Annotated in this window: 27 protein-coding genes; 21 read left to right on the plus strand and 6 right to left on the minus strand. The window is 40.3% G+C overall.

The annotated features are described in order from the left end of the window. Positions 1-155: 155 nt before the first annotated feature. Positions 156-857 carry a potassium channel family protein gene (locus AUO94_RS14975; protein WP_058384982.1) on the plus strand — a complete coding sequence of 234 codons (702 nt, stop codon included), beginning with the start codon at positions 156-158 and terminating at the stop codon, positions 855-857. A 350-nt stretch (positions 858-1,207) separates the two neighbouring features. Here AUO94_RS14975 and AUO94_RS14980 read toward each other — a convergent pair whose 3' ends face one another. Then, positions 1,208-1,813: a trimeric intracellular cation channel family protein gene (locus AUO94_RS14980; protein WP_058384983.1), complete on the minus strand. Its 606-nt coding sequence runs from the start codon at positions 1,811-1,813 to the stop codon at positions 1,208-1,210. A gap of 109 nt (positions 1,814-1,922) precedes the next feature. On the opposite strand from AUO94_RS14980, the gene AUO94_RS14985 reads away from it, so the two are divergent. The 7 genes from AUO94_RS14985 (at position 1,923) to AUO94_RS15015 (ending at position 7,110) form a co-directional block, all read left to right on the plus strand. Beyond that, positions 1,923-3,155, plus strand: coding sequence for a methionine gamma-lyase family protein (locus AUO94_RS14985; RefSeq protein WP_082707589.1), 1,233 nt, complete (start codon positions 1,923-1,925; stop codon positions 3,153-3,155). A 121-nt stretch (positions 3,156-3,276) separates the two neighbouring features. Beyond that, positions 3,277-3,663 (plus strand): MerR family transcriptional regulator, encoded by a 387-nt coding sequence (locus AUO94_RS14990; protein WP_058384985.1) that lies wholly within the window; start codon positions 3,277-3,279, stop codon positions 3,661-3,663. Positions 3,664-3,707: 44 nt separating this feature from the next. Further along, complete coding sequence (gene glnA / locus AUO94_RS14995; RefSeq protein ID WP_058384986.1) at positions 3,708-5,042, plus strand: type I glutamate--ammonia ligase; 1,335 nt, start codon at positions 3,708-3,710, stop codon at positions 5,040-5,042. 224 nt (positions 5,043-5,266) lie between these two features. After that, positions 5,267-5,455, plus strand: coding sequence for a hypothetical protein (locus AUO94_RS15000; protein WP_058384987.1), 189 nt, complete (start codon positions 5,267-5,269; stop codon positions 5,453-5,455). Between the two features lie 145 nt (positions 5,456-5,600). Continuing rightward, positions 5,601-6,032, plus strand: a complete 432-nt coding sequence (locus AUO94_RS15005) for a hypothetical protein (RefSeq protein ID WP_058384988.1) — start codon at positions 5,601-5,603, stop codon at positions 6,030-6,032. Positions 6,033-6,092: 60 nt separating this feature from the next. After that, complete coding sequence (locus AUO94_RS15010) at positions 6,093-6,287, plus strand: hypothetical protein (RefSeq protein ID WP_058384989.1); 195 nt, start codon at positions 6,093-6,095, stop codon at positions 6,285-6,287. A gap of 88 nt (positions 6,288-6,375) precedes the next feature. Further along, positions 6,376-7,110 (plus strand): class I SAM-dependent methyltransferase, encoded by a 735-nt coding sequence (locus AUO94_RS15015; RefSeq protein ID WP_058384990.1) that lies wholly within the window; start codon positions 6,376-6,378, stop codon positions 7,108-7,110. A 60-nt stretch (positions 7,111-7,170) separates the two neighbouring features. Here AUO94_RS15015 and lexA read toward each other — a convergent pair whose 3' ends face one another. Beyond that, the gene (gene lexA / locus AUO94_RS15020; RefSeq protein WP_058384991.1) at positions 7,171-7,791 is read right to left on the minus strand and encodes a transcriptional repressor LexA; all 621 of its coding nucleotides are present in this window, start codon (positions 7,789-7,791) and stop codon (positions 7,171-7,173) included. 165 nt (positions 7,792-7,956) lie between these two features. On the opposite strand from lexA, the gene yneA reads away from it, so the two are divergent. The 6 genes from yneA to AUO94_RS15050 all read left to right on the plus strand — a co-directional run bounded on the left by yneA (position 7,957) and on the right by AUO94_RS15050 (position 12,092). Then, positions 7,957-8,274 carry a cell division suppressor protein YneA gene (gene yneA, locus AUO94_RS15025; protein ID WP_058384992.1) on the plus strand — a complete coding sequence of 106 codons (318 nt, stop codon included), beginning with the start codon at positions 7,957-7,959 and terminating at the stop codon, positions 8,272-8,274. Continuing rightward, entirely contained in the window at positions 8,271-8,924 is a 654-nt protein-coding gene (locus tag AUO94_RS15030; RefSeq protein ID WP_058384993.1) for a YneB family resolvase-like protein, read from the plus strand. Before yneA ends, AUO94_RS15030 begins: the two co-directional genes overlap by 4 nt. Before the next feature lie 58 nt (positions 8,925-8,982). Continuing rightward, positions 8,983-9,216 (plus strand): DUF896 domain-containing protein, encoded by a 234-nt coding sequence (locus AUO94_RS15035; RefSeq protein WP_058384994.1) that lies wholly within the window; start codon positions 8,983-8,985, stop codon positions 9,214-9,216. 87 nt (positions 9,217-9,303) lie between these two features. Continuing rightward, positions 9,304-11,307 carry a transketolase gene (gene tkt, locus AUO94_RS15040; protein ID WP_058384995.1) on the plus strand — a complete coding sequence of 668 codons (2,004 nt, stop codon included), beginning with the start codon at positions 9,304-9,306 and terminating at the stop codon, positions 11,305-11,307. A gap of 130 nt (positions 11,308-11,437) precedes the next feature. Then, on the plus strand, positions 11,438-11,680 hold the full coding sequence (locus tag AUO94_RS15045; protein ID WP_058384996.1) for a YneF family protein: 243 nt from the start codon (positions 11,438-11,440) through the stop codon (positions 11,678-11,680). A gap of 130 nt (positions 11,681-11,810) precedes the next feature. After that, complete coding sequence (locus AUO94_RS15050) at positions 11,811-12,092, plus strand: hypothetical protein (RefSeq protein ID WP_058384997.1); 282 nt, start codon at positions 11,811-11,813, stop codon at positions 12,090-12,092. 67 nt (positions 12,093-12,159) lie between these two features. Here the strand turns inward: AUO94_RS15050 and AUO94_RS15055 are convergent, their stop codons facing one another. Then, on the minus strand, positions 12,160-13,101 hold the full coding sequence (locus tag AUO94_RS15055) for an alpha/beta hydrolase (RefSeq protein ID WP_058384998.1): 942 nt from the start codon (positions 13,099-13,101) through the stop codon (positions 12,160-12,162). 12 nt (positions 13,102-13,113) lie between these two features. Next, positions 13,114-14,013 carry a hydroxymethylglutaryl-CoA lyase gene (locus AUO94_RS15060; RefSeq protein ID WP_058384999.1) on the minus strand — a complete coding sequence of 300 codons (900 nt, stop codon included), beginning with the start codon at positions 14,011-14,013 and terminating at the stop codon, positions 13,114-13,116. Between the two features lie 81 nt (positions 14,014-14,094). Between AUO94_RS15060 and AUO94_RS15065 the strand changes: the two genes are divergently transcribed. Together AUO94_RS15065 and AUO94_RS15070 are read left to right on the plus strand one after the other, a co-directional pair. Continuing rightward, entirely contained in the window at positions 14,095-15,279 is a 1,185-nt protein-coding gene (locus tag AUO94_RS15065; RefSeq protein WP_058385000.1) for an acetyl-CoA C-acetyltransferase, read from the plus strand. Between the two features lie 13 nt (positions 15,280-15,292). Continuing rightward, complete coding sequence (locus AUO94_RS15070; RefSeq protein ID WP_058385001.1) at positions 15,293-15,502, plus strand: DUF3886 domain-containing protein; 210 nt, start codon at positions 15,293-15,295, stop codon at positions 15,500-15,502. Positions 15,503-15,717: 215 nt separating this feature from the next. Here the strand turns inward: AUO94_RS15070 and AUO94_RS15075 are convergent, their stop codons facing one another. Together AUO94_RS15075 and AUO94_RS15080 are read right to left on the minus strand one after the other, a co-directional pair. Next, positions 15,718-18,195, minus strand: a complete 2,478-nt coding sequence (locus tag AUO94_RS15075; RefSeq protein WP_058385002.1) for an S-layer homology domain-containing protein — start codon at positions 18,193-18,195, stop codon at positions 15,718-15,720. 494 nt (positions 18,196-18,689) lie between these two features. Then, positions 18,690-19,592, minus strand: a complete 903-nt coding sequence (locus tag AUO94_RS15080) for an aldo/keto reductase (RefSeq protein ID WP_058385003.1) — start codon at positions 19,590-19,592, stop codon at positions 18,690-18,692. A 79-nt stretch (positions 19,593-19,671) separates the two neighbouring features. Here AUO94_RS15080 and AUO94_RS15085 point away from each other — a divergent pair, with 79 nt between their 5' ends. From AUO94_RS15085 to AUO94_RS15105, 5 genes are all read left to right on the plus strand, one after another. After that, positions 19,672-20,223: an NUDIX hydrolase gene (locus tag AUO94_RS15085; RefSeq protein WP_058385004.1), complete on the plus strand. Its 552-nt coding sequence runs from the start codon at positions 19,672-19,674 to the stop codon at positions 20,221-20,223. 104 nt (positions 20,224-20,327) lie between these two features. Further along, on the plus strand, positions 20,328-20,789 hold the full coding sequence (gene fur, locus AUO94_RS15090) for a ferric iron uptake transcriptional regulator (RefSeq protein ID WP_008430965.1): 462 nt from the start codon (positions 20,328-20,330) through the stop codon (positions 20,787-20,789). A gap of 94 nt (positions 20,790-20,883) precedes the next feature. Further along, positions 20,884-21,786, plus strand: a complete 903-nt coding sequence (xerD, locus tag AUO94_RS15095) for a site-specific tyrosine recombinase XerD (RefSeq protein WP_058385005.1) — start codon at positions 20,884-20,886, stop codon at positions 21,784-21,786. A 67-nt stretch (positions 21,787-21,853) separates the two neighbouring features. Beyond that, positions 21,854-23,041 carry a phosphopentomutase gene (gene deoB, locus AUO94_RS15100; protein WP_058385006.1) on the plus strand — a complete coding sequence of 396 codons (1,188 nt, stop codon included), beginning with the start codon at positions 21,854-21,856 and terminating at the stop codon, positions 23,039-23,041. Between the two features lie 48 nt (positions 23,042-23,089). After that, complete coding sequence (locus AUO94_RS15105; protein ID WP_058385007.1) at positions 23,090-24,394, plus strand: pyrimidine-nucleoside phosphorylase; 1,305 nt, start codon at positions 23,090-23,092, stop codon at positions 24,392-24,394. Positions 24,395-24,457 lie beyond the last annotated feature (63 nt).

The raw sequence follows: 24,457 nt of genomic DNA on the forward strand, positions 1-24,457 counted from the left end.
ACGAAATTAGGTGTTTTTTAATAGGTGAAACCTCTATAAAAACCCAAACTTATAAGTTGTACCGAATTTACTAAAACGACCCAAGGAGTGATACTTTGTTTTCTAAAGTTGTTCTTTACCAAAATAATTGATTTTTGAATGTGAGGAGTAAATTAATGAAGAAAAGTGTAATCATATTTGAAATTTTTATGTTTGTATTGGTATTGATATCTTTGTTCTTCGCTTTTTCGGAAAATGAAAATTTTATGAAATTAGATTGGGGTATTTGGTTCGTTTTTGTACTCGACTATACTATTCGATTAATAAGATCAGAAAACAAATGGACTTATATTAAACAACATCCCTTTGAACTGGTTGCAATTGTTCCTTTCGATTCTATTTTTAGAGCAGCGCGTATTGTACGTTTGTTCCGTGTGATTCGTTTAATCGGAATAGGTTCACGATATCTAACTCCTGTTTATAAATTGTTGAGGACGAATGGCTTGGACAAAGTATTGATTATTTCGATGGTTCTTTTATTCTTAATCCCTATTCCAATTGTGTTACTTGAACCTTCAATAAATACTTTTGGTGATGCACTCTGGTGGGCTGTTGTAACTACTACGACTGTCGGATATGGAGATATCTCTCCGGAGACACCAATTGGACGAGTATTAGCCGTTGTATTGATGTTAGTTGGTATCGGAATTATTGGTACATTAACTTCTGCAATTACAAGCTTTTTCAGTAATAAAAATGAAGTGAACCACGATAAACAAATCCTAGGTATAATTCAGTCTATCGAAGAAATTGAAAATCTGACTAAAGAAGATATAGAATTTGTTCGAATGTACTTAAAGAGAAAAGAACTTAAATAGCATCAATTGGAAGCATCTTAAGCCAATGCTTCTTTTTTCGTCCTTTTTCTAGCTTTCTCCGCCTTTTTAATTATGATTAATCAAAGTTGCTCAGCTTTTAATTATTGATGTTGGGAGATGGACAAAAAATATTATTGAAGGTTTGGAATCAAAAAATATGAAGACCATCAACGTTGAAGGCGGCATGACTGCCTGGAACGGCGAGACAATCGCATAACAAATACAAACAAACCACACAGCGTTTTTGCTGTGTGGTTTGTTTGTATTTGAAAAGTATGGAGTTTCAGCTCTTCATTTTACAGTCAAGCTCCACTATCTTGATTTTAATGATCCAGCATTTGTACATCCCTCTACGAGATTTGAATTTTACGAGCGGGTAATCTCCATTTAAAAGTATAGGACAAAATTCGCAGGATTGTGATCAGCACAAATAACGAATAAAGCATAAGGTCAGAAGATGCTGAATTAAAGCTGATGAACAATCCGCACAATGCAGCCCAAACCGCATAGATTTCAGATTTTAACACAAGTGGTTTTCTTCCTGCTAGTAAATCACGAATGATTCCTCCGCCAGAACCTGTAAGTACGGCTGCTACAACAACTGCAAATAGTGGCAATTCTAGTTCAACAGCATAAATGGCTCCTTGAACAGCAAACGCTGACAATCCGATAGCATCAAAAAAATTGCCCCAGCGATTCCAGTGGCCAAGCAGTTTATGCGGAAACAAAAAGACAATCGTGATCGATGCAAAGGCCAGTTGGAACATGAATTCTTGTTCCCATAGCGCCGAAACAGGCACGCCGATCAATAAATTTCGAATGGCACCGCCACCAAAGGCTGTGACAACGCCGAGAAGATAGACACCAAAAATATCGTATTCTTCTTCCATGGCAATAATTGCGCCGGATATTGCAAAAGCAATCGTACCGAAGGCGCTCAGTACTTCCCAAGCCATAGAGCTATTCCTCCTCAACATGCAACTCTATGAATTGTAGCAGAATTTGACGCTATTTCAAGTCATGCCGCATAATAGAAAAGAGAAATTCAAGAGAATGGAGAATTACATGTTTACTACAATTACTAAAATAGAAAAAATTATCAAGAGACAGCTCGAATTGGCTGACGAAACAGCTTACATAAACCAAAAGAAAGTATTAACGGCTTTTCATAACCAGCGCGTTAGTGACCATCATTTTAATCCATCTACCGGTTACGGGTACGACGATGAAGGACGAGATACGCTTGAGCGAGTCTATGCGGATGTTTTTAGAGCGGAAGCGGCTCTCGTTCGGCCGCAAATTATTTCTGGAACCCATGCCATTACCATTTCGTTATTCGGTATATTGCGACCAGGAGACGAACTGCTTTATCTAACAGGTAAGCCTTACGATACATTAGATTCTATTGTCTCAGGCGGTGACAAGGATACGGGATCGCTAAAAGACTTCGGTATTAGTTACCAGCATACTGATCTGGACGCTAACAATAAAATTGATTGGCTAGCAGCTGAAAAAGCAATAAATGACAAGACCAAAGTCATCGCCATTCAACGTTCGCGAGGCTATGACACACGACCTTCCTTTACGATAGAAGAAATCGAAGACATGATTGCGGGTATTCGTCGCATAAAGCCACAAGCCATTGTTTTTGTTGATAATTGCTATGGCGAGTTTGTGGAAACGCGTGAGCCGATTGAAGTAGGCGCGGATTTGATTGCGGGCTCTCTGATTAAAAATCCTGGAGGTGGACTCGCTAAAATTGGTGGCTACATCGCCGGTAGAGCCGATCTGGTTGAAAAATGTGGTTACCGCATGACGTCGCCGGGTATAGGAGGAGAGGCAGGCGCGTCACTCAATGCACTACCCGATATGTATCAAGGGTTTTTCATGGCGCCACATATTGTTTCTCAAGCATTAAAAGGGGCAATTTTCACTTCAGCACTTTTAGAAGACGCGGGAATGATTACCGCGCCTCATTGGAGTGACAAGCGGACAGACTTGATTCAATCGGTATCGTTTCAAACGGCTGAGCAGATGATTGCTTTTTGCCAAACGATTCAAGCGAGTTCGCCAGTCAATGCGCAATTCAAACCGGAACCGGCTTATATGCCAGGTTATGAAGACGATGTCATTATGGCAGCAGGAACGTTTGTGCAAGGTTCCAGCATTGAACTGACAGCTGATGGTCCCATTCGGCCACCGTACACGGCGTTTGTACAAGGTGGACTTACCTATGAACACGTTAAAATTGCCGTTTTAAACTCGGTTGACGTATTGAAAAAAGCTAACTTAATCTAATCGATTCCTCGCATATTGCATGCGGGGAATTTTAATGTAAGGAAACTTAACGTATGTTTGACAAATAATCTAACATGATATATGCTGTAAAAGTAATAACTACTTGAAATGAGTGAAACTTATGACGAACCGGGTTCGACGGACGATGCCGCTTCTTCCAATCAGTATAGTTATGCAGCTGACGGAACTTACTGCTAGACAAATCCGTTATTACGAAGAGCACAAGTTAATTAGCCCTGCCCGTACCGATGGGAATAAGCGTATGTTTTCGTTAAACGACGTCGATGCTTTACTTGAAATCAAGGACTACTTGGATCAAGGACTTAATATCGCCGGCATTAAGAAATTATACGAGTTAAAAAACTCGCCTGAAAACAATCAGGTAGAGTCAAAAAATCTAAGTGACGCGGAGTTGCGAAATTTGCTGCGTGAACAATTGAAACATCAAGCTCGACCCTTCGAACTTGGTGGCTTTAGACAAGGTGATTTATCCCGTTTCTTCCATTAAAGAAATGGGCTTACATAAAACATTCATAGGAGAGTGAAGAGAACATGGGCAAGTATTCAAAAGAAGACATTCACCGATTAGTAAAAGAAGAGAACGTTAATTTTATTCGTCTGCAATTTACAGATATTCTTGGAGTCATCAAAAACGTTGAAATACCGACATCCCAATTGGACAAAGCACTCGATAACAAAATGATGTTTGATGGATCTTCTATCGATGGATTTGTACGCATCGAAGAATCGGATATGTATTTATTCCCAGACCTTGATACTTGGGCAGTGTTCCCATGGATTACAGGCAAAGGGAAAGTAGCGCGCTTAATCTGTGACATTTATAGCCCGGACGGCACGCCATTTGCTGGAGATCCGCGCACCAATTTAAAACGCGTATTAAAAGAAATGGAAGAGCTAGGATTTACGCATTTTAACCTAGGACCAGAGCCAGAATTTTTCTTGTTCAAACTTGATGAACGAGGCGAACCGTCACTAGAACTAAATGACCACGGCGGCTATTTTGACTTAGCACCGATGGACCTTGGCGAAAACTGCCGACGCGATATCGTTCTAGAACTTGAAGAGATGGGCTTTGAAATTGAAGCTTCTCACCACGAAGTAGCACCAGGACAACATGAAATTGACTTTAAATACGCAGATGCAATAAAAGCCTGTGACGACATTCAAACCTTTAAGTTAGTTGTTAAAACAATTGCGCGTAAACACGGATTGCATGCAACCTTTATGCCGAAGCCATTGTACGGTGTAAGTGGTTCAGGAATGCACATGAACGTTTCATTATTTGACGGAGACCGCAACACATTCCTTGATGAAGCGGGCGACTTGAAACTAAGTGAAACAGCTTACCAGTTTATCGCAGGTATTATTGAGCACGCTAAAGGCTATACAGCTATAACAAATCCACTTGTAAACTCGTACAAACGTCTAGTTCCAGGTTACGAAGCACCTTGTTATATCGCTTGGTCTGGCCAAAACCGTAGCCCGTTAGTACGTATCCCATCATCACGCGGTTTGTCTACACGTGTTGAAGTACGTTCAGTTGATCCAGCAGCAAACCCGTACCTAGCAATGGCGGTACTATTAGGTGCAGGTCTTGATGGCATCAGAAGAAAACTAACGCCACCAAAAGCAGTAGACCGCAACATTTACATGATGAACCAAAAAGAGCGTGAAGCAGTCGGTATTGAAGATCTGCCAAGCACTTTGTATAACGCACTACAAGAGCTACAAAAAAATGAAATTATGACAAAAGCATTAGGCGAACACATTTTAAATAATTTCGTCGAAGCGAAAGAAATTGAATGGGACATGTTCCGCACAAGTGTACATCCTTGGGAACGTGAGCAATACTTGAAAATGTATTAAGTTGAAAACCGTTGGGGCTCTATGACTCCAACGGTTTTTTTGCAGAAAACAACTTCTTCTCCAAATATGTTTGCCAGCGAATCAAAAAAATGCGAATTATAAAATCCTAAAGGTTTAAAGCACCTGCAAAAAGGTTATACTAAAATGCAGCCTAAATATTTAGTAACTCGTACTGAATTTTCCTTTGGGTAACCAAAAGGAGGATTTTGTGGGAGGGGATTAAATTGAGGAAAGTACAAGGGCTTTCAAATTTGGTTAATTATTTGGAGTCGGTAAATTATCCATTGGCTGCAGAGCAGATTACAGACTTAATGTCGAAAAGAAAGATTCCGCATCGCAAAGCCTACAAAGATGTCATTATATTTAATTTAGAACATATTGATTGGTGGATTGCTGAGCAGCGGAAACGATGATTAATTAATGAATATGCGAATAAGAGAGGTAGCCTTAATTTTGGTTCTGTAGAGAATCACTATTAAGGTTTTTCTTTTTTGGTAACTTTATACACTTCTATCCGTCTACTGTTATAATAAACTAAAACGGAGGAGAGGGACGGCTATGCGTTTTTTAATGACAATTATCATTTTTTTAATATTTTTTTCAGTTGCAGGCATCGGTGCTTATGTCATAGGACCAGACTTTTCGGCAGATCGTATGGTTGCAGAAGTAACCAAAGAAATGCGGAATAATGGTCAGATGGAAAAAGTAATCGAGTATGTAGAAAGTGATCCGAAAATGCTCGAATACATAGAACAAGTGGAAGTTGCAGAACAACAGGACCAGCCGTTACCATTTCAAACAGCTGGAGATGCTGCGGGTACAGTCATTAAAAAAGTTGGGATAACAGATTTGGCTAAGATGAAGTCTGGAATTGAAAACGGCACAATGTCTGTTGATGAAGTGATTCAAACCTTAGAACAAGATCTAAACGAAGAAGAACTACTAGCTCTCAAAGTGATCGCTTATAAAGAATTATACAAGCAGCAATAACTTTAGATGTGGTAGACTGGTTCACGAAGACAAAGTAACTAGATTAGAGGAGGCCATTATATGAAGACGTTTCGTGTAGAGTTCAACTTTGACCAAGGAAACACCATCGTTCATAAGGTTCAGGCTGTGGATAAAGAGTCGGCATTAAGCAAAATTCCATCCAATGGCACTTACGAAATTTCTAATATGGAAACAGGTAATATTCATCGCATTACAATTAATTTAGTTAAACATATAACAGTCAGCGAAGCTTAAAAGATGTCTTTTTAAACTAGCTGCAGAGAAGGTGCTGCTCCGGTAGCCTCTTTTTTTTGAACAAAACGTTAACTAGAGGAGGAGTAAGATGAACTTTAAAGGACCAAGTGCTTACGAAGAAAAGGACTTTTTAGCAAATTTTCTACTAAGAAGAAATCGTGTAGGTAGTCCAAATAATAGCATTGAAAAGCCAGTCATCTATGAGTTGCTTGGAACGGTGCAGAACAAACGGATATTGGATTTGGGATGTGGAGATGCTTTGTTTGGGCAAGAGCTGCTGCAAGCTGGTGCGCAATTTTATCACGGAGTAGAAGGTTCTGAAGAGATGTATAAACTCGCACAACAAAATATTGAGGGCTTACATGCTGAAATGACATTCGCAACGATGGAGTCGTTCGATTTTCCAAAAGAACATTATGATCATGTGACCTCACGCTTGGCAATTCATTACTTGCCAGAGATAGATGAATTGTTTCGTAATGTTCATGCCTCTTTAAAAGAGGATGGAAAGTTTGTCTTTAGCGTACAACATCCGCTAACCACATCCTCGTTTGCGAGTAAAAAAATAGGAGAAAAAAGAGGGAACTGGATCGTTGACGATTACTTCGTAGAAGGTGAGCGGCAAGAACCTTGGATTGATAAAATAGTAGTCAAGTATCACCGCACTACTGAAAGTTATTTTAAAGCGCTGAGAAAAGCGGGATTTAGCATCACGGATCTTCAAGAAGGAATGCCCAATCGACAATACTTTGAAGACCAAGAAGAGTACGAGAGAAGAAAGCGGATTCCGGTTATTTTAGCTTTCAGTTGCAGCAAACAATAAAGTTGTTTACATAATAATAATATAAAAAACACCGAGAACATATTCTCGGTGTTTTTTATATTATTGAATTTGACGATAAACGCCGACAACTTTGCCGAGAATAGAAACTTGATCAACGATAATTGGATCCATCGAAGAGTTTTCAGGTTGCAGTCGGAAAAAATTCTCTTCACGGAAAAAACGTTTAACGGTTGCTTCGTCTTCAGCTGTCATGGCAACAACAATGTCCCCATTGTTAGCTGTTTGTTGTTGTTTAACAATGACGTAATCCCCATTTAAAATTCCTGCTTCAATCATACTTTCACCCATAATTTCGAGCATAAAGATATGATCATCTTCTGTGCCATAGCTTTGGGGAAGAGGGAAATACTCTTCAACATTTTCAATAGCCGTAATTGGAATACCGGCAGTTACTTTACCTATCAACGGTACGTGTAACACTGGACTTTTATCAATAAGTGCTTCATCGGTACTGATTACTTCAATTGCTCTCGGTTTTGTTGGATCTCGTCTAATCAAACCTTTACTTTCAAGGCGTGCCAAATGGCCATGTACAGTCGAACTAGATGCCAGACCAACTGCCTCACCAATTTCACGAACGGACGGTGGATAGCCTTTCAAGCGAACTTCATCTTTTATGAACGTCAGAATATCTTCTTGGCGTTTAGATACTTTTTTCAACAGTTTCACCTCATTTGAGTAATTCTACTTGATTTCTACCAATAGTATACCAACTCGGGCTATGAAATGCAAACATAGGTTCGAATTTTATTGTTGACAAAAACACTTGTTCGCATTAATATGAGAACATATATTCCGAACACACATTCCTAGGAGGCGTTTCAATTGACAACCATCCGACAAAATTCTTTTCTAGTTGCATTTTTTGTTTTAATCATTGTATTTACTTTTTACGCGATTGTGTCTCATAATACAAACAGTGCACAAATGAGCCAAGTTGAAATAGAAGAAGGCGACACACTTTGGACATTAGCTGAATCCTTCAGCGGCAAGACCCCTCATCACGAGTGGATAGAAGATATTATGAAAGAAAATAATCTTTCAACTTCTAAAATTATTGCAGGGCAATCTCTTAAAATTCCCAGTGATCAATTGAAGTTTGCTCCTGATGAAACCATTAAATTTGCAGGTGATGCTGAATGAAAAAAAACGCGTTAATTTACTGTCGTGTTAGCACAACTAAAGACACGCAGGAGTCTTCACTAGAAAGACAAGAAGAAGAACTGACGAAATTCGCATATGAACAATCCTATAAAGTTGAAGCTGTATTTTCGGATCAACATAGTGGGTATGAAATGGATCGTGATGGACTGCTAGAAATGTTAAATAGCATCAAGACACAACCAGTTGATGCTGTCTTCATTCAGGACGAAACACGTTTAGGCAGGGGACACGCGCGAATTGCGCTTTTACATGTTATGAAAAAGTACGAAGTTGAGGTTTATACCTTATCAGATCAAGGACCGATTGCATTAAATGATATGGATGATATGGTGCTTGAAATCCTAGCAATCGTAGAAGAATATCAGCGCAAGATACATAATGCCAAAATTAAACGGGGCATGAAACGCGCTGTGGATAATGGCTATAAGCCGGAAAAGAATCTAAAGGGAAAAGGAAATCCTGAAGGCCGCGAACGTCTTGATTTGCCTATTGACCAAATTGTAAGTTTGAAGTCTAACGGCCTGACGTTCAGTGAAATTGCTGTTACGCTACAGGGGTTTGGTTATCAAGCCAGCAAGGCAACGGTTCATCGTCGCTTTAAAGAATACGAGCGACTAATGGAAGACTAAAACATTGCAGAAATCTTACTTTTTTTGTACGATATGAAAAGAAGAAAGGTGGATGTCTATGTTATCACCAGAAAAATTAGCACGTATTAACCAATTGTCTCGCAAGTCTAAAACAGAAGGTTTGTCTAAAGAAGAAGCAAAAGAACAATCTTCTTTGCGCCAAGAGTATTTGCAAACATTTCGCAAAACCATGCGCGGTACAATTGAAAACGTAAAAGTAATTGATCCTGAAGGAAATGATGTAACTCCTGAAAAGGTCAAAAATATTCGAGAGAATAAGTATTTGAATTAAATACTTATTCTCTTTTTCATTGTATTCTTTCCTATTGTTGACTAAACTAGAATAGGATTAAATTTTTGTTTGAGAGAGGATGTTACTATGTCAACCCACGCAGATCAACTTGCAGTAACAACAATTCGTACACTTTCTATTGATGCTATTGAAAAAGCTAATTCTGGTCATCCAGGATTGCCAATGGGCGCAGCTCCAATGGCGTATACATTGTGGACTAAACACATGAACCATAACCCAAAAAATCCGGATTGGTTTAACCGTGACCGTTTTGTGTTATCGGCAGGACATGGTTCTATGCTTTTATATAGCTTGCTTCATCTAAGCGGCTATGGTTTAGAAATGGATGAAATCAAAAACTTCCGTCAGTGGGATTCGAAAACTCCTGGACACCCGGAATTTGGTCACACTGTAGGCGTTGAAGCGACAACCGGACCACTAGGCCAAGGAATTGGTATGGCAGTTGGTATGGCAATGGCTGAGCGTCATTTGGCGGCTACATACAATAAAGAAAACTTAGAAATCATTGATCACAACACATTCGCTCTATGCGGAGACGGTGATTTAATGGAAGGCGTTGCCGGAGAAGCAATTTCTCTTGCAGGTCACTTGAAACTGAATAAATTGGTCGTACTTTATGATAGTAATGATATTTCGTTAGACGGACCCCTTGGAAAAAGTTTCTCTGAAAACGTTCAAAAGCGCTTTGAATCTTACGGCTGGAATTATTTGCGCGTAGATGACGGCAACGAACTGGACGATCTATCTGAAAAAATTGCCCTAGCCAAAGGTTCTTCAGACAAACCAACTTTAATCGAAGTTAAAACGGTTATCGGTTACGGTTCTCCAAACAAATCGGGTAAAGCAGATTCACACGGAGCGCCACTTGGTGAAGATGAAATGAAATTGACGAAAGAGCATTACGAGTGGACATTTGAAGAGGATTTCCATGTGCCAACAGAAGTATACGAAACGTTTGAGCAAGCAACGAAAGAGTTGGGCGCTAAAGCTGAAGCTAACTGGAACGACATGTACAGCCAGTATGAATCAGCACATCCAGAACTAGCAGAACAATTACAAATGGCGATTCGCGGCGAACTTCCGGAGAACTTTGATGCGGAATTCCCGACATATGACTTCGGTAAGAAACAAGCAACTCGTGCTTCTTCTGGAGACATGATTAACGCAATCGCTAAAACAGTGCCTTCATTCTTTGGTGGGAGTGCTGACCTTGCTGGGTCTAACAAAACAAACATCAAAGGCGGCGGTGACTTTGACGCTGACCATCCTGAAGGTCGTAATATCTGGTTTGGTGTTCGCGAATTCGCAATGGGTGCTGCTTTAAACGGCATGGCTCTTCACGGCGGACTTCATGTCTTTGGTGGAACGTTCTTCGTCTTTAGCGACTATGTTCGTCCAGCGATTCGCCTAGCTGCTTTAATGGGACTTCCTGTAACATACGTCTTCACACATGACAGTGTGGCAGTGGGAGAAGATGGCCCAACTCACGAACCCGTTGAACATTTAGCTTCTCTTCGTGCAATGCCGAACTTGAGCGTTGTTCGTCCAGCAGATGCGAATGAAACAAAAGCAGCGTGGCGTTTAGCATTAACGGCTAAAACGACACCGACTTTACTGGTGCTGTCTCGTCAAGACTTGCCGATTCTAGAAAACAGCGGCGAACTTGCTGAAGCTGGAGTTGAAAAAGGTGCTTATGTTGTGTCACCTGTTGAAAATCCGCAAGCATTGCTATTAGCAACTGGCTCTGAAGTTAGTTTAGCTGTAGCTGCACAAAAGCAATTGGCTGAAGAGGGTATCAACGTATCTGTTGTTTCAATGCCTTCTTGGGATCGTTTTGAAAAACAGGGCAAGGAATACAAGCAATCTGTTATTCCAAAAACGGTTAAAAAGCGTCTTGCAATAGAAGTGGGAACTTCATTTGGTTGGGACCGTTACACAGGCGATGAAGGCGAAATTCTAGCAATCGACCGTTTTGGTGCAAGTGCACCAGGCGAGCGCATTATGGAAGAGTTCGGATTCACTGTTGAAAACGTAGCAAGCAAAGTGAAAAACCTAATTAACGAACAGTAAGATAAAAAATGGAAGCATTTGTTGCTTCCATTTTTTAATTATTTAGCTACTTATAGTCACGATTCTTTTTTTATAGTATAATCCAATGTGGTGTACTACTTATTTACGCAACACGAAGGAGGTAACAAGAATGGATACATGGATCTGGATCGTAATCGTTATCGTGGCTTTGCTCGCAGGTGTTGCACTTGGATTCTTTATCGCACGTCGCTATATGATGAAGTATTTGCAAGATAATCCACCAATCAACGAAGAAATGCTACGAATCATGATGATGCAAATGGGACAAAAACCGTCTCAGAAAAAAATCAATCAAATGATGTCTCAAATGAATAAAGCGTCAACGAAACCTGGCAAACCAGCTAAAAAATAAAAAGTACTCTCCGGAGTGCTTTTTTTATTTGTCTTCATTTGTTCATTAACTTGAAGAGAAACGGGTATTGTAGTTAGAAGACACCATGTCTACTGCAGCCTAGAGATTAAAAATAGAGGAGGCGTTGCAAGTGGATGAACGTGAAGAGTTGATGTTTTACTTGCCGGTTATTGAAGAAGATGATAAGGAGGCTGGGAAGTTTCATCTGGAAAGCGCCAATATAAAAAAAGCGTTTCCGCTGTCATTGGATAAGATACAGGAGTTAGTGAAGGATATGACGGATTATGAACTGGCTACGATTGAGCTGCATGTTACCGGTATTGTGAAAAGTGGCCCCATTACCGAATTGTTCATCGGCGTAGAAGGAGAAGCTGGCATGAAGCTCATCCTGAACAAAAAGAAAGAAATCTAATAAAAAGCACTCCGCGGAGTGCTTTTTATTAGATTTCGAAAGAAGGGGCAGTATCCTCTGGTATTGGCTACGCTTCATTATATGTGGGTGTTAGCAAGTCGTATTTCATTAGAAATTTGGTGACTGTTTCTTCGTATTCCTCAGGATTTTTATTGAAAGACTGTGCATGCGCCCCTTCTGAAAACAGTTTTAATTGTTTTGGTCCCTGCTTTAATGCAAAAAGTTCTTCACTCATTTTCGGCAAAACAAAGTCATCGTGAATGCTATGGATAAAAAGAATAGGTTTTTTTATGTTCTTAATGGTTTCCCGCGGTGACACACTAGCGATGGAATAGCCATCACGTATTTTTAAAAAAAGACTTGCAAGCCGCAAAGCTAATGTCGTGCGAAGCGGTGTTGTCGTTCTCATAACATGGAGCACCTGTTCATAAATATCGGAATACGCACAATCTGAAATATAAAAATCTGCAGTATCTTCCAAACCTCCGTAAAGAAGTGTTGTTGCGGCTCCCATGGATTCACCGTGTATCCCGAAAAACAAATCTTCACCTACATGCAGCTTTAATGCATCTACGACAGCCTTTAAATCGATTTTTTCAAAATGCCCGAAACTAGTCGTTTTTCCTCCAGAGTCACCATGGCGCCGATGATCATAGACAACCGAGTTAAACCCTAATCGCTCGAACATCCGTGCAAATCTGAAAGAATTGACTTTTGATTCAGTGACACCATGACAGATGATAACAAAGCGGTTGGTATCATGTGGTTCCAAGAAAATAGCTTTGATGGGATAGCCATTTTTGGATTCGATCCATCGCTCACTTTTTGGTACATTAGCGTACCAAACATCGTCGTAACGTTTTGCGGTCGTTTCTCTTTCTAAAATTTGCTGATCATCTTTTTTCTTTACATACATTAAGCGGTTGCTGGCAATTAATCCGGCAGTGGTAGCCGAAGCAGTCAAAATACTGGAAATGATAGCAGAAGTCCAAAGCAATCTTTTTTTCATCGCAGAAACCCCTTATCCCTTATTTTTATACAATGTATACATACCAGTCGTTACGGGATTCGATACGTGTGGCTCAATTTTTTCAATAGCTTTGCACAGAAGATCCAAATCAATTCCAGTGTGAATAGCCATTTGATGAAGCATATTCACAACATCTTCTGTTGCGACATTGCCAGTAGCTCCTGGTGCGAAAGGGCAACCGCCTAAACCACCTGCAGAAGAGTCAAAGCGGGTTACCCCTGCTTGAAGAGCCGCTGTGATATTAGCTAATGCCATTCTACGAGTATCGTGAAAATGCGCAGTCATTAAAACATTCGGAAAAGCTTCCACTAATTGAGTGAACAAAGCATAGCTTTCCTTTGGCGTTGCCATGCCGATAGTATCGGCAACACTTAGTTCGTCGACTCCCCATTCCACGAACTGACGGCAAAGGGATAAAGTAGCTTCTGGAGCAACAGCCCCTTCAAATGGACAATAGAAGGCAGTTGAAATACAAGCGCGTACAAAAATCCCTTGTTTTTTTAAGTCGTAAATTAATGGCTGTAACGCTGCCATACTTTCTGCTGTTGTCTTATTAATATTTTTCTTATTAAATGTATTGGAAACACCTACAAAAACAGCAAGAGACGTTGCGCCTGATTCAAGTGCAGCAGTGACGCCTCGCTCATTGGGTGTTAGTACAAACTGACGACCGACTTTTTTTGTCTGAGCGACTATTTCTTTGGCGTCTGCCATTTGAGGTACCCATTTTGGTGACACAAATGAAGTGAGCTCCATTTCTTGAATTCCAGCATTTTGCAGAGCGGTTATAAACTCGAGCTTATTTTCAGTCGAAACAAGTTTCCCTTCGTTTTGGAGACCGTCTCGCGGCCCAACCTCGATAATCGTTGCGTTATTTGGTAAACTGAACATAGTATCCCCCCTACTTTCCATTGTATAGAGGAGAGGGATAAAAGAGCAACTAGCAAACAATCAAACAAGGGGGAAAAGTAAATGTCACAGGAAATTGTTATTGTAAGCGCTGTCCGAACAGCGGTAGGTTCGTTTCAAGGGGCGCTCAAAGACATTCCAGCTACACAATTAGGGGCAATTGTGATTAAAGAAGCGATTGAACGCGCAGGAATTCAATCAGATCAGGTTTCTGAAGTCATTATGGGGAATGTACTACAGGCAGGACTAGGTCAAAATCCAGCAAGACAAGCATCCATTCATGCAGGGCTACCGGAAAATGTACCAGCTATGACCATTAATAAAGTGTGCGGATCTGGATTAAAGTCGATTCAATTGGCTTTTCAAGCAATTTATGCTGGAGACGCAGAAATCGTTGTAGCAGGTGGCATGGAGAACATGAGTCGTGCATCCTATTTGATGGAAAACGCTCGCAGTGGTTACCGTATGGGCGATCAGAAGTTAGTTGATAGTATGCTCGTTGATGGGTTGACTTGTGCATTCAATAATTATCATATGGGTGTTACGGCAGAAAATTTGTGCGATCGCTATGAAATTACACGTGAAGAACAGGATAAATTTGCAGCTCGTTCACAAGCGCGCGCTACTGCAGCGATCGAATCAGGACGATTCGACGATGAAATCGTGCCAGTAGAAATTCCGCAACGTAAAGGAGAGCCAGTCATCTTTAAAACAGATGAATACGTCAAGAGCTCTTCTGATGAAGAAAAACTAGCGAAGTTACGTCCGGCATTTAAAAAAGAGGGCAGTGTAACAGCTGGTAACTCATCAGGTATCAATGACGGGGCAGCAGCAGTTGTAGTTATGTCGAAAGCAAAAGCAGAAGAATTAGGATTAACACCACTTGCAACAATCGTAGCAAGTGGCACTGCGGGAGTTGATCCATCTGTTATGGGGATTGGTCCTGTTCAAGCTGTGAAAAATGCTTTAAGTAAAGCGGACATGTCTCTAGGGGATATCGAGTTAATTGAAGCAAATGAAGCATTTGCGGCCCAGTCGATTTCAGTCGATCGCGAATTGGCATTTAACCATGATATTCTAAATGTTAACGGGGGAGCAATTGCGATTGGTCATCCGATTGGTGCAAGTGGTACACGTATTTTCGTCACACTGTTACATGAAATGATCAAGCGCGATGCCAAGACGGGTCTTGCGACGCTTTGCATCGGTGGCGGTCAGGGAATCGCTACGATTATTAAACGCGCATAAGGAGAGAAGATCGATGGCGAAACGAAAAGAAGAATCTAACAGTATGTTTTCAGAAGACATGTTGTCAAGGCTAAAAGAAACAAAAAAAGAACTGCTTAAAGAAGAGCAGGCGCTAGAAGAAGAAAAAGAAGCACGGCGCTTATTTGAGCGGAAGGAACGCGAGAAAAACCTGTCGTTTGCCGAATTGTTAGAACGTCACGGAGACAAAGGAAACAAGTTTTAATTTAACTAGCTAACCCACTTGTTATAGGATTGGCTAGTTAGATTTACAGGGTATTTTGTGAAGATACCAATAAGCGCTGCTTAAATAAAGTTACTAAAAATGCAAGTTTTTAAAAGAAAAATAGCACACTCGCATAGTTGCTCTTAATGACAAGAGCAACTAGCGGGTGTGCTATTTCAGTTTTGAGCAATAAACTAGCGCCTTATATACGCGACCTAATCCTCTAGATGATTAACGTTGTAAAGGAAAATCGCAAATTCTCCACGCTTCAGCGAACTTTCTGTCCCAAACTTAGTTGCTGTTAGACCTTTAGTAATTTCATATTCTACTAGAGCAGCAACAGATTTCTCATACCTGTCAGATACGTCAGTAAAATGTGTCCCGTTTTTACTGGCTTCTAACTCATAGGCGTTTTTCAATATTATAGCTGTTTCGCCTCGCGTGATGTCTAAATCTGAACCGAACATAGTTTCCGATTTACCATTAATAATCGAAGCTGCTTTCAAAGCATCTATATATTTTGCAGCTCGTTCAGGAACATCTGTAAATTTAGATTTTTTTATGTCCGTTGTCTTAAGATTTAATGCTTTAGCTAACATGACGGCTGCATCAACGCGTTTAATCGTCATGTCTGTGCCGAATTTGGTCGGTGTTAATCCTTTTGTGATGCCTTTTGATAGAAGGTAGTTTACTGATAGTGAATATCGATCTGGTACATCTGTAAATCCAGTTGGATCTGGATTAGGTGTTGGGTCCGGATTAGGTGTTGGGTCCGGATTAGGTGTTGGGTCCGGATTAGGTGTTGGGTCCGGATTAGGTGTTGGGTCCGGATTAGGTGTTGGGTCCGGATTAGGTGTTGGATCTGGATTAGGTGTTGGATCTGGATTAGGTGTTGGATCTGGATTAGGCGTTGGATCCGGATTAGGACTAGGATCTTTAGTGCCTGTTGTAAATTGATAAATCGTTGAATTTTTGCTTTCTCCATTGCTGTTAGTCATGTTCATATACCATTGATAGTTTGTGTTTTTGCTAAGGTTTTTCCATTCGACAGAAGCTTTCTCGCCTGATTTCAACTCTTTATCTTGCCCAATTGATTGATTGGTGAAGATATTAACAGCCAAGTAATCTGTTTCAATTTGTCTTGGATTTTCTTTAGCTTTTACATCGGCCAAATCAAAATTCGCCGTAAAGCTTTCTTTATCAGGATCAAATTGATCGAAATTAGTATCTTCAAGATAAGGAGAATACGAAACGAAATCAAGTGTTTCATCAGTCGGATCAAATGTCAGTAAACGTAAATAACCATCTCCACGATCTGGAGCGAGATTCCCTTGGTAGTTACCTAATACTTCCAATAGTTCGCGACTCGTACCATCTTCATTTGGTACTTTTTTCACACGGTAATTTGACCCGTGGTGGTGGCCGCTAAGAACCATTTTAACGTTTTTGTTGGGATTAACTACTTCTCGGTTAATAATCCTTGCAGACTCGGTTGCATACTGTGCCACGGAGTTGATATTTTCGTGCATACCAAGAATGGCGTTTCGATTAGCGTATTGCTTAAGTACTTTGTTAGCCCAATTGACAGTTTCAGTTGTTCCATCTTTTCCGTACCCGAGATAGAGCATGATGAAGTCATGATCTCCGAATGAAAATAAATCATAATGATTTTGATTTTGTTCGTTCATTGCTTCACCAAACCAAGCATTGTCTTTAAAGCGATTTACACCAGCATATTCACCAAAGCGCGTATAATCATAAATTTTTTGTGTTCGATCAGGCATAACATCTCGGTTTCCAGCGAGTACGCCATAGGGAATGTTGGCAGCATCCATTCGGTTTAAGTTGGTTTTCGCTACTTCCCATTGTTCGATTTTATCGTATTGATTAACAAGATCTCCAGTATGCATTGCATATTCAAACGTTCCTTTATTAAATTCTTTAATCATCCAATCAGTCATGGAAGTCCAGACTTTAGGATAATCTTCTGCATAGTACTGAGTATCTGTAAACCACAACATCGTAAAGTCTTCTTCTTTAGAATTTGTCACAGTCCCAGAGTCATGGACCATAGCTTGAACTTTGCCATCTTTTACGAATCGTTCTTTATCAATTTCAGCTGATAGGATAATTTCTTGTCCTTTGGAATTTCCTTGTGCTTGATTTAAAGCAATCCAAGTGCCGGCTTTATAGTCCCATGCAGATAAGTTGGCCAAGCCACTTGATAAAGTTTTACCTTCCCAGTAGAGCTCTATTGCATTGCCTGTTGCCAAATCTTTGGATACATCAACGACAAAGCGTTGTGAAGGAAAGCCTTTGCTACTTTTTGTAACGGTTGTTTTGCCATCATTAGCTGCGATGGCATCAATTTGTCCTTTCGTTAAAGGTGTTGCACCGGTTTGAATGCCAACAGAAATTGGATTGTCAGCGGTATCGTTTGTGAAGCCTGACATCGTCTTACTGTTGGCAAAGTCATATTTATATCCTTTTTTAAAATCAACCGTTTTAATGCCAGCACCGGTAGAATCTTTAACGATTGCTTCCAAAGTGGGATTTAAGCTGACATCTGTTGCGTAGTCAGACGGTTTAACATTCGATGGTTCTTCCAAGCTAGTTGCTGCTAATGTTGCTAATGGAGCATTTGTTAAAACTAAAGCTAAAACGGCTGTAGTAGTGAAAATCTTTTTTATCATATTCCATCCTCCTTAATAGGTGCTGTCCTTGCTATATAAACTTTTCAAGTTTCCTTGAAAAATGAGTATAAAGTGCTTTGGTTATAGGAATAACTATTCTTTTTAACTATGATTAGTGAACCTATTTATTCATAATAACAAAAAATAAAATAAAAACAACTTAATTTTCCATATATTTAGAAAATTTAATAAACAAGTCAAGGCTATTCATTAAAAAGAGGATTAGGATTTTTAAAAAATGTTTTTATAAAATTGGGGATCGCTATATAAAGTCGTATTAAAACCTAGTGTTTTTACAGGAGTATAGCTTTCCGCGATAAAGAACAATAAGTGTGATGGAGTTTTTTCCCGCTAAAAAAAATGAAATAACGCAAAAAGGCATAGATTGCTCTTTTGCAAGGGCAATCTACGCCTAATTTTTTTGGATTTTTTTCTAAGTATTTGTATAGTGGCAATATCATAAAATTTGGAAGTCTTCAATTGCAAAAAACTAACTATTTTCTATGTTCTTGGTAAATATCTTGCCGTGTCAACGTTTTTGCTTGTGAAATTTGCTCGGGGGAAACCGAAGTTTCGTATGCGTTGATGGTTGCTTTAATCTGGTCTGCTGAACTAGCGCCTACCACTACTGAACTGATCGTGTCGTGCTGCAATATACTATGCAGCGCTAAAGCGTGGAGATTGTCATGAACTGCCAGCAGATTTTCTAAAGTGTCTTTCAATTCGGTTGCATTATAGCTCAAATAGCCGTCCATTTTACCAGCCCGTTGGAGTCCTTCGCCAGTCAACAAGCCTTTTGCTAAAGTGCCGCGAGTAACGACTGATGTTCCAACTTGACCAATGCTGTCCAGCAATTCTTCAGGGCGACGATCTAGTAAACTATATTGCATCATGATGGAGGCAATGTCGCTTTTCTCAAGAAATTGGTTGATTACATTTGGACGTATCGAAGAAATACCATAAGCGCGAATCAACCCTTCTTTTTTTAATTCTTCAAAAGCTTCAATGGTTTCTTCAACGTCATCGGTGATCATGCCACCGTGTAATTGATACACATCAATATAATCTGTCTGCAAGCGCTTCAGACTCGTGTGAATTTGTTTTTTAAGATAAGACTTGGTGGGGTTCCATTTAACCTCACCTGTATGGTTGTTCCACTCGTTCCCGACCTTAGTAGCTAAAACAATTTCTTTTCGGTGATGCGTTAATACGCTGCCCACAATTTCTTCGTTGACTCCTTTGTCATATAAATCCGCAGTATCAAAATAATTAATACCTTGAGCAATCGCTTCATCAACGATCAGGCTTGCTTTTTTCACGTCTGTTGGCAAGGACATACAGCCGAATCCAATTTCACTTGTTCTAATCCCGCTCGTACCTAATAAATTTTTCTTCATCTCTCCACCTCGTTTAGTCTGTCGTATCTAATATGGTATACTTTCTTTCAGAGAAACCACAAATGAAAAGAGGATTCCCATGAAAAAATTTGAAGAAAAAACGATCCATTCTAATCGGTTATACGAAGGGAAAATTATTAATTTAAAAGTTGATGATGTGTCACTTCCGAATGGTCACACCTCAAAAAGAGAACTGATTGAACATCCTGGTGCTGTCGCTATTATCGCAATTACAACGGACAAAAAAATCATTATGGTTGAACAATACCGAAAAGCGTTGGAACGGTCTCTTGTGGAAATTCCAGCAGGTAAGTTAGAACCAGGAGAAGCTCCTGAAACTACCGCAATGCGCGAATTGGAAGAAGAAACAGGCTACACGGCTGAAAAGTTGGTGAAAATACAAACTTTCGCCACTTCTCCAGGATTTGCCGACGAAGTTATTCATTTGTTTGCAGCCGAAGGATTGAGTAAAGCAACAAATGGAGCGGTTTTGGATGACGATGAATTTGTGGAACTAATGGCAATAACGATCGAAGAAGCAGAACAAATGGTTGCGGACGAACGAATTTATGATGCTAAAACAGCATTCGCGGTCTTATGGGCAAAGCAACATTTGTTAATTGAGAATTGAAACCATTATCTCTTTATAACGATTATAATTAAAGGGTGAATAGTATTGTTGTAATTGAGAACTCCCTTTTGATATAATAGAGGCAGTTTGAGGGAGGGCGTCGCATGGAAACCAGAATTGATCGGATAAAAAAACAACTACACGCTGCGAGTTACAAATTGACGCCACAGCGGGAAGCGACAGTTCGAGTTTTGTTGGATCATGAAGAAGACCACTTAAGTGCAGAAGACGTCTATCTTTTAGTGAAAGACATTGCACCGGAAATCGGATTGGCAACTGTATACCGGACATTAGAACTTTTAACAGAACTGAAAATTGTCGACAAAATAAACTTTGGCGATGGCGTGTCGCGTTATGACCTGCGTCAAGAAGGCGCAGCGCATTTCCATCATCACCTTGTCTGTCTAGAATGTGGAGCAGTAGATGAGATACAGGAAGATCTCCTAGAAGACGTGGAGAACATAGTAGAGAAACGTTGGAATTTCCAAATTAAAGACCACCGTCTTACTTTCCATGGCATCTGCTGGCGCTGCAATGACAGCAACTCTCAAAATCCATCAGAATAACAGATGCCTAGAGGACGGCCCATGTAGGCCGTCCTTTTTGTATGGAAAAACGGGACTGATTGCCTTAAATACAAAACATAAAGGAGGCAGACGGATGAATTTTGGTAAAGATGCACTCGACGATTACGTGCATTTTCTGCGAGTTGAAAGACAACTAGCAGATAATACATTAACATCTTATAGGAGAGATCTTAACGTCTATCTTCAGTATTTGAAAGAAGTAGAGCAGTTACAATCCTTAAGCAACATTGAACGAGTACATATAGTGAATCATTTACGTCATTTGAAAGAAACAACCAAAACGCCGCGAACAGTAGCGCGCCATATTTCGTCTATTCGTTCTTTCCACCAATTCTTAATTCGTGAACGAATTGTCGAAACCGATCCAACTGTTCACCTAGAGATGCCCCAAATGGATAAGAAACTGCCGAATATCCTGTCTGTTGAAGAAGTGGATGCCCTCATACAGGCACCTGCAACAAATAAAGCAAATGGATTACGGGACCAAGCGATGTTGGAATTATTATACGCCAGTGGAATGCGTATTAGTGAATGCATCAATTTAGATGTAGAAGATATTCACCTGACGATGGGATTTGTTCGCTGTACTGGAAAAGGCGGGAAAGAACGGATTATTCCTTTAGGGAAATCTGCTTTAACATCTTGTCAGACGTATTTGGAAACAGGTCGCCTCGACTTACTGAAGAGTGGAGAAAAGACCGATGCTATGTTTATTAACCAACGAGGTAAACGCTTAACTCGTCAAGGGTTTTGGAAACTATTAAAGCAGCATGCACAAAAAGCAGGCATACAAAAAGAGTTAACGCCGCATACGTTGCGCCACTCTTTTGCTACGCATTTACTGGAAAATGGAGCAGATATTCGTGCAGTTCAAGAAATGCTTGGACATGCAGATATTTCTACCACTCAAATTTATACACACGTTAGTAAGACGCGATTGAAAGACGTTTATTCTCAATTCCATCCACGCGCATAAAATAGGTCTGACTTCCGACGAGGAGGTAGAGTGTGGTAAACTAAAAGCAAAATAAGGAGGAATACTTATGACGACCCAACCATTTAAACGCGTTCACTTAGTAGTATTAGATTCGGTAGGCATTGGAGAAGCGCATGACGCTGAAGCATACGGTGATAAAGGATCAGACACACTCGGCCACATTGCGGAAACTGTAGGCGGATTAACGATGCCGAACATGGAAAAGTTAGGTCTCGGCAACATCGTGCCCGTGAAAGGGCTTGCACACGTAGATTCGCCAGCTGCTTATTATGGCAAATTACAAGAAGCTTCTGTTGGAAAAGATACAATGACAGGACATTGGGAAATCATGGGATTGAACATTGATACCCCGTTTAAAGTATATCCGAACGGTTTCCCAGAAGAGTTAATTCAGCAACTTGAAGAAAAGACAGGTCGTAAAGTAATCGGCAACAAACCAGCGAGTGGCACTGAAATTTTAGACGAGCTGGGTCAACAACATATGGAAACAGGCGCAATTATTGTCTACACATCTGCAGATCCTGTATTGCAAATCGCAGCTCATGAAGAAATTGTTCCTTTAGAAGAACTGTATCAGATTTGTGAAATTGCACGTGAATTGACATTAGCACCCGAATATTTAGTAGGTCGTATTATTGCGCGTCCATTTCTTGGAGAGCCTGGAGCATTTAAACGAACATCAAATCGCCATGACTATGCTCTAGCACCATTTGACCGTACGGTGATGAACGAATTAAAAGATGGTGGCAAAGATGTTATTGCTATCGGCAAAATCGATGATATTTACAACGGTGCAGGTGTCACAAAAGCAATTCGCACAAAAGACAATATGGACGGCATGGATAAACTAGTGAAAGTCGTTAAAGAAGATTTTCATGGATTAAGCTTTTTAAATCTTGTGGATTTTGACGCACTTTATGGACATAGAAGAAATCCTCAAGGTTACGGGGAGGCGTTAGAAGCTTTTGATGTGCGTCTTCCAGAAGTGTTGGAAAACATGCAGCAAGATGATTTGTTAATCCTTACGGCAGATCACGGCAACGACCCAACATTCCCTGGTACAGATCATACGCGTGAGTATGTGCCGCTTTTAGCTTATTCACCACGTTTTAGCGGTGGTCAAGAGCTTGAAACAGGAAAGACATTTGCAGACATTGGCGCAACCATTGCGGAGAACTTTTCGGTGGATATGCCTAAATTCGGAAAAAGTTTTTTGTCTCGTTTAAATGGTTAAGTATGTTTTATTTGAAATGAAAACTAAATGGAGAAGGCGGTAATATTCATGAGAATGGTAGACCTGATTGAAAAAAAACGAGACGGCAACGAATTATCGACTGAAGAAATTACGTTCATCATCACTGGCTATACAAATGGAGACATCGCTGATTACCAAATGAGCGCTTTTCTAATGGCAGTTTATTTTCAAAACATGACAGAGCGTGAACGCGCAGATTTAACAATGGCGATGGCAGAGTCAGGCGACCAAATCGATTTATCAGCAATCGAAGGCATTAAAGTGGATAAGCACTCTACCGGCGGAGTGGGAGACACGACAACATTGGTTCTTGGACCTTTAGTTGCGGCATGTGGCGTTCCAGTTGCAAAAATGAGTGGTCGTGGTCTAGGTCATACGGGTGGAACGATAGATAAGCTAGAAGCAATCGATGGTTTTCATGTTGAACTTTCAACAGAAGATTTTATCAAACAAGTAAATGACCATAAACTAGCGGTAATTGGACAAAGTGGTAACTTGACTCCAGCAGATAAAAAAATGTACGCACTGCGTGATGTAACGGGAACCGTTAACAGCATACCGCTAATAGCAAGCTCGATTATGAGTAAGAAAATTGCAGCAGGAGCAGATGCAATCGTTTTAGACGTTAAAACGGGCGAAGGTGCGTTCATGAAAACGCCTGAAGACGCTAAAGAACTAGCGCATGCGATGGTTGGAATTGGCAATGCAACAGGCAGAAAAACAATGGCGATTATTTCTGATATGAGCCAACCTCTTGGATTTGCGATTGGTAATGCTTTAGAAGTTAAAGAAGCAATCGAAACATTACAAGGTAAAGGTCCGGAAGATTTAACCGAACTGTGTATGGTACTAGGCAGTCAAATGGTTGTCGTTGGTGGTAAAGCCGCAACCTTAGAAGAAGCACGTGCGATGCTGGAAAAAGTAATTGAGAACGGACAAGCTTTGGAAGTTCTCAAGCAATTTATTGAGGATCAAGGCGGAAATCCAGCGGTGGTGGATGATGTCACATTATTGCCACAAGCTAAATTTATAACAGAAGTTCCCTCTAAAGAAGAAGGTTATATTTCATTTATGGAAGCGGACGAAATCGGCACAGCGGCTATGGTGTTAGGTGCAGGCAGAGCAACAAAAGAATCGGTTATCGATTTAGCTGTTGGCATTGTTCTTCATAAGAAAGTTGGAGACTTTGTAAAAACTGGCGAGGCCATTGCTACAATTTATTCAAATACAGAAGAGCTCGCAGAATGTTCTAAAATGATATATAATAGTATCGAATATACAAGTAGACCGGTTGAAAAAATCAAACTGATTTCAGCTTTGATAACCGATTGACAAAATCTTGCTGGGTAATTGCTCAGCAAGATTTTTCATATACATAAGTGAAACTAGAAGAGA

The organism is Planococcus kocurii, from assembly GCF_001465835.2.
Classification (GTDB): domain Bacteria; phylum Bacillota; class Bacilli; order Bacillales_A; family Planococcaceae; genus Planococcus; species Planococcus kocurii.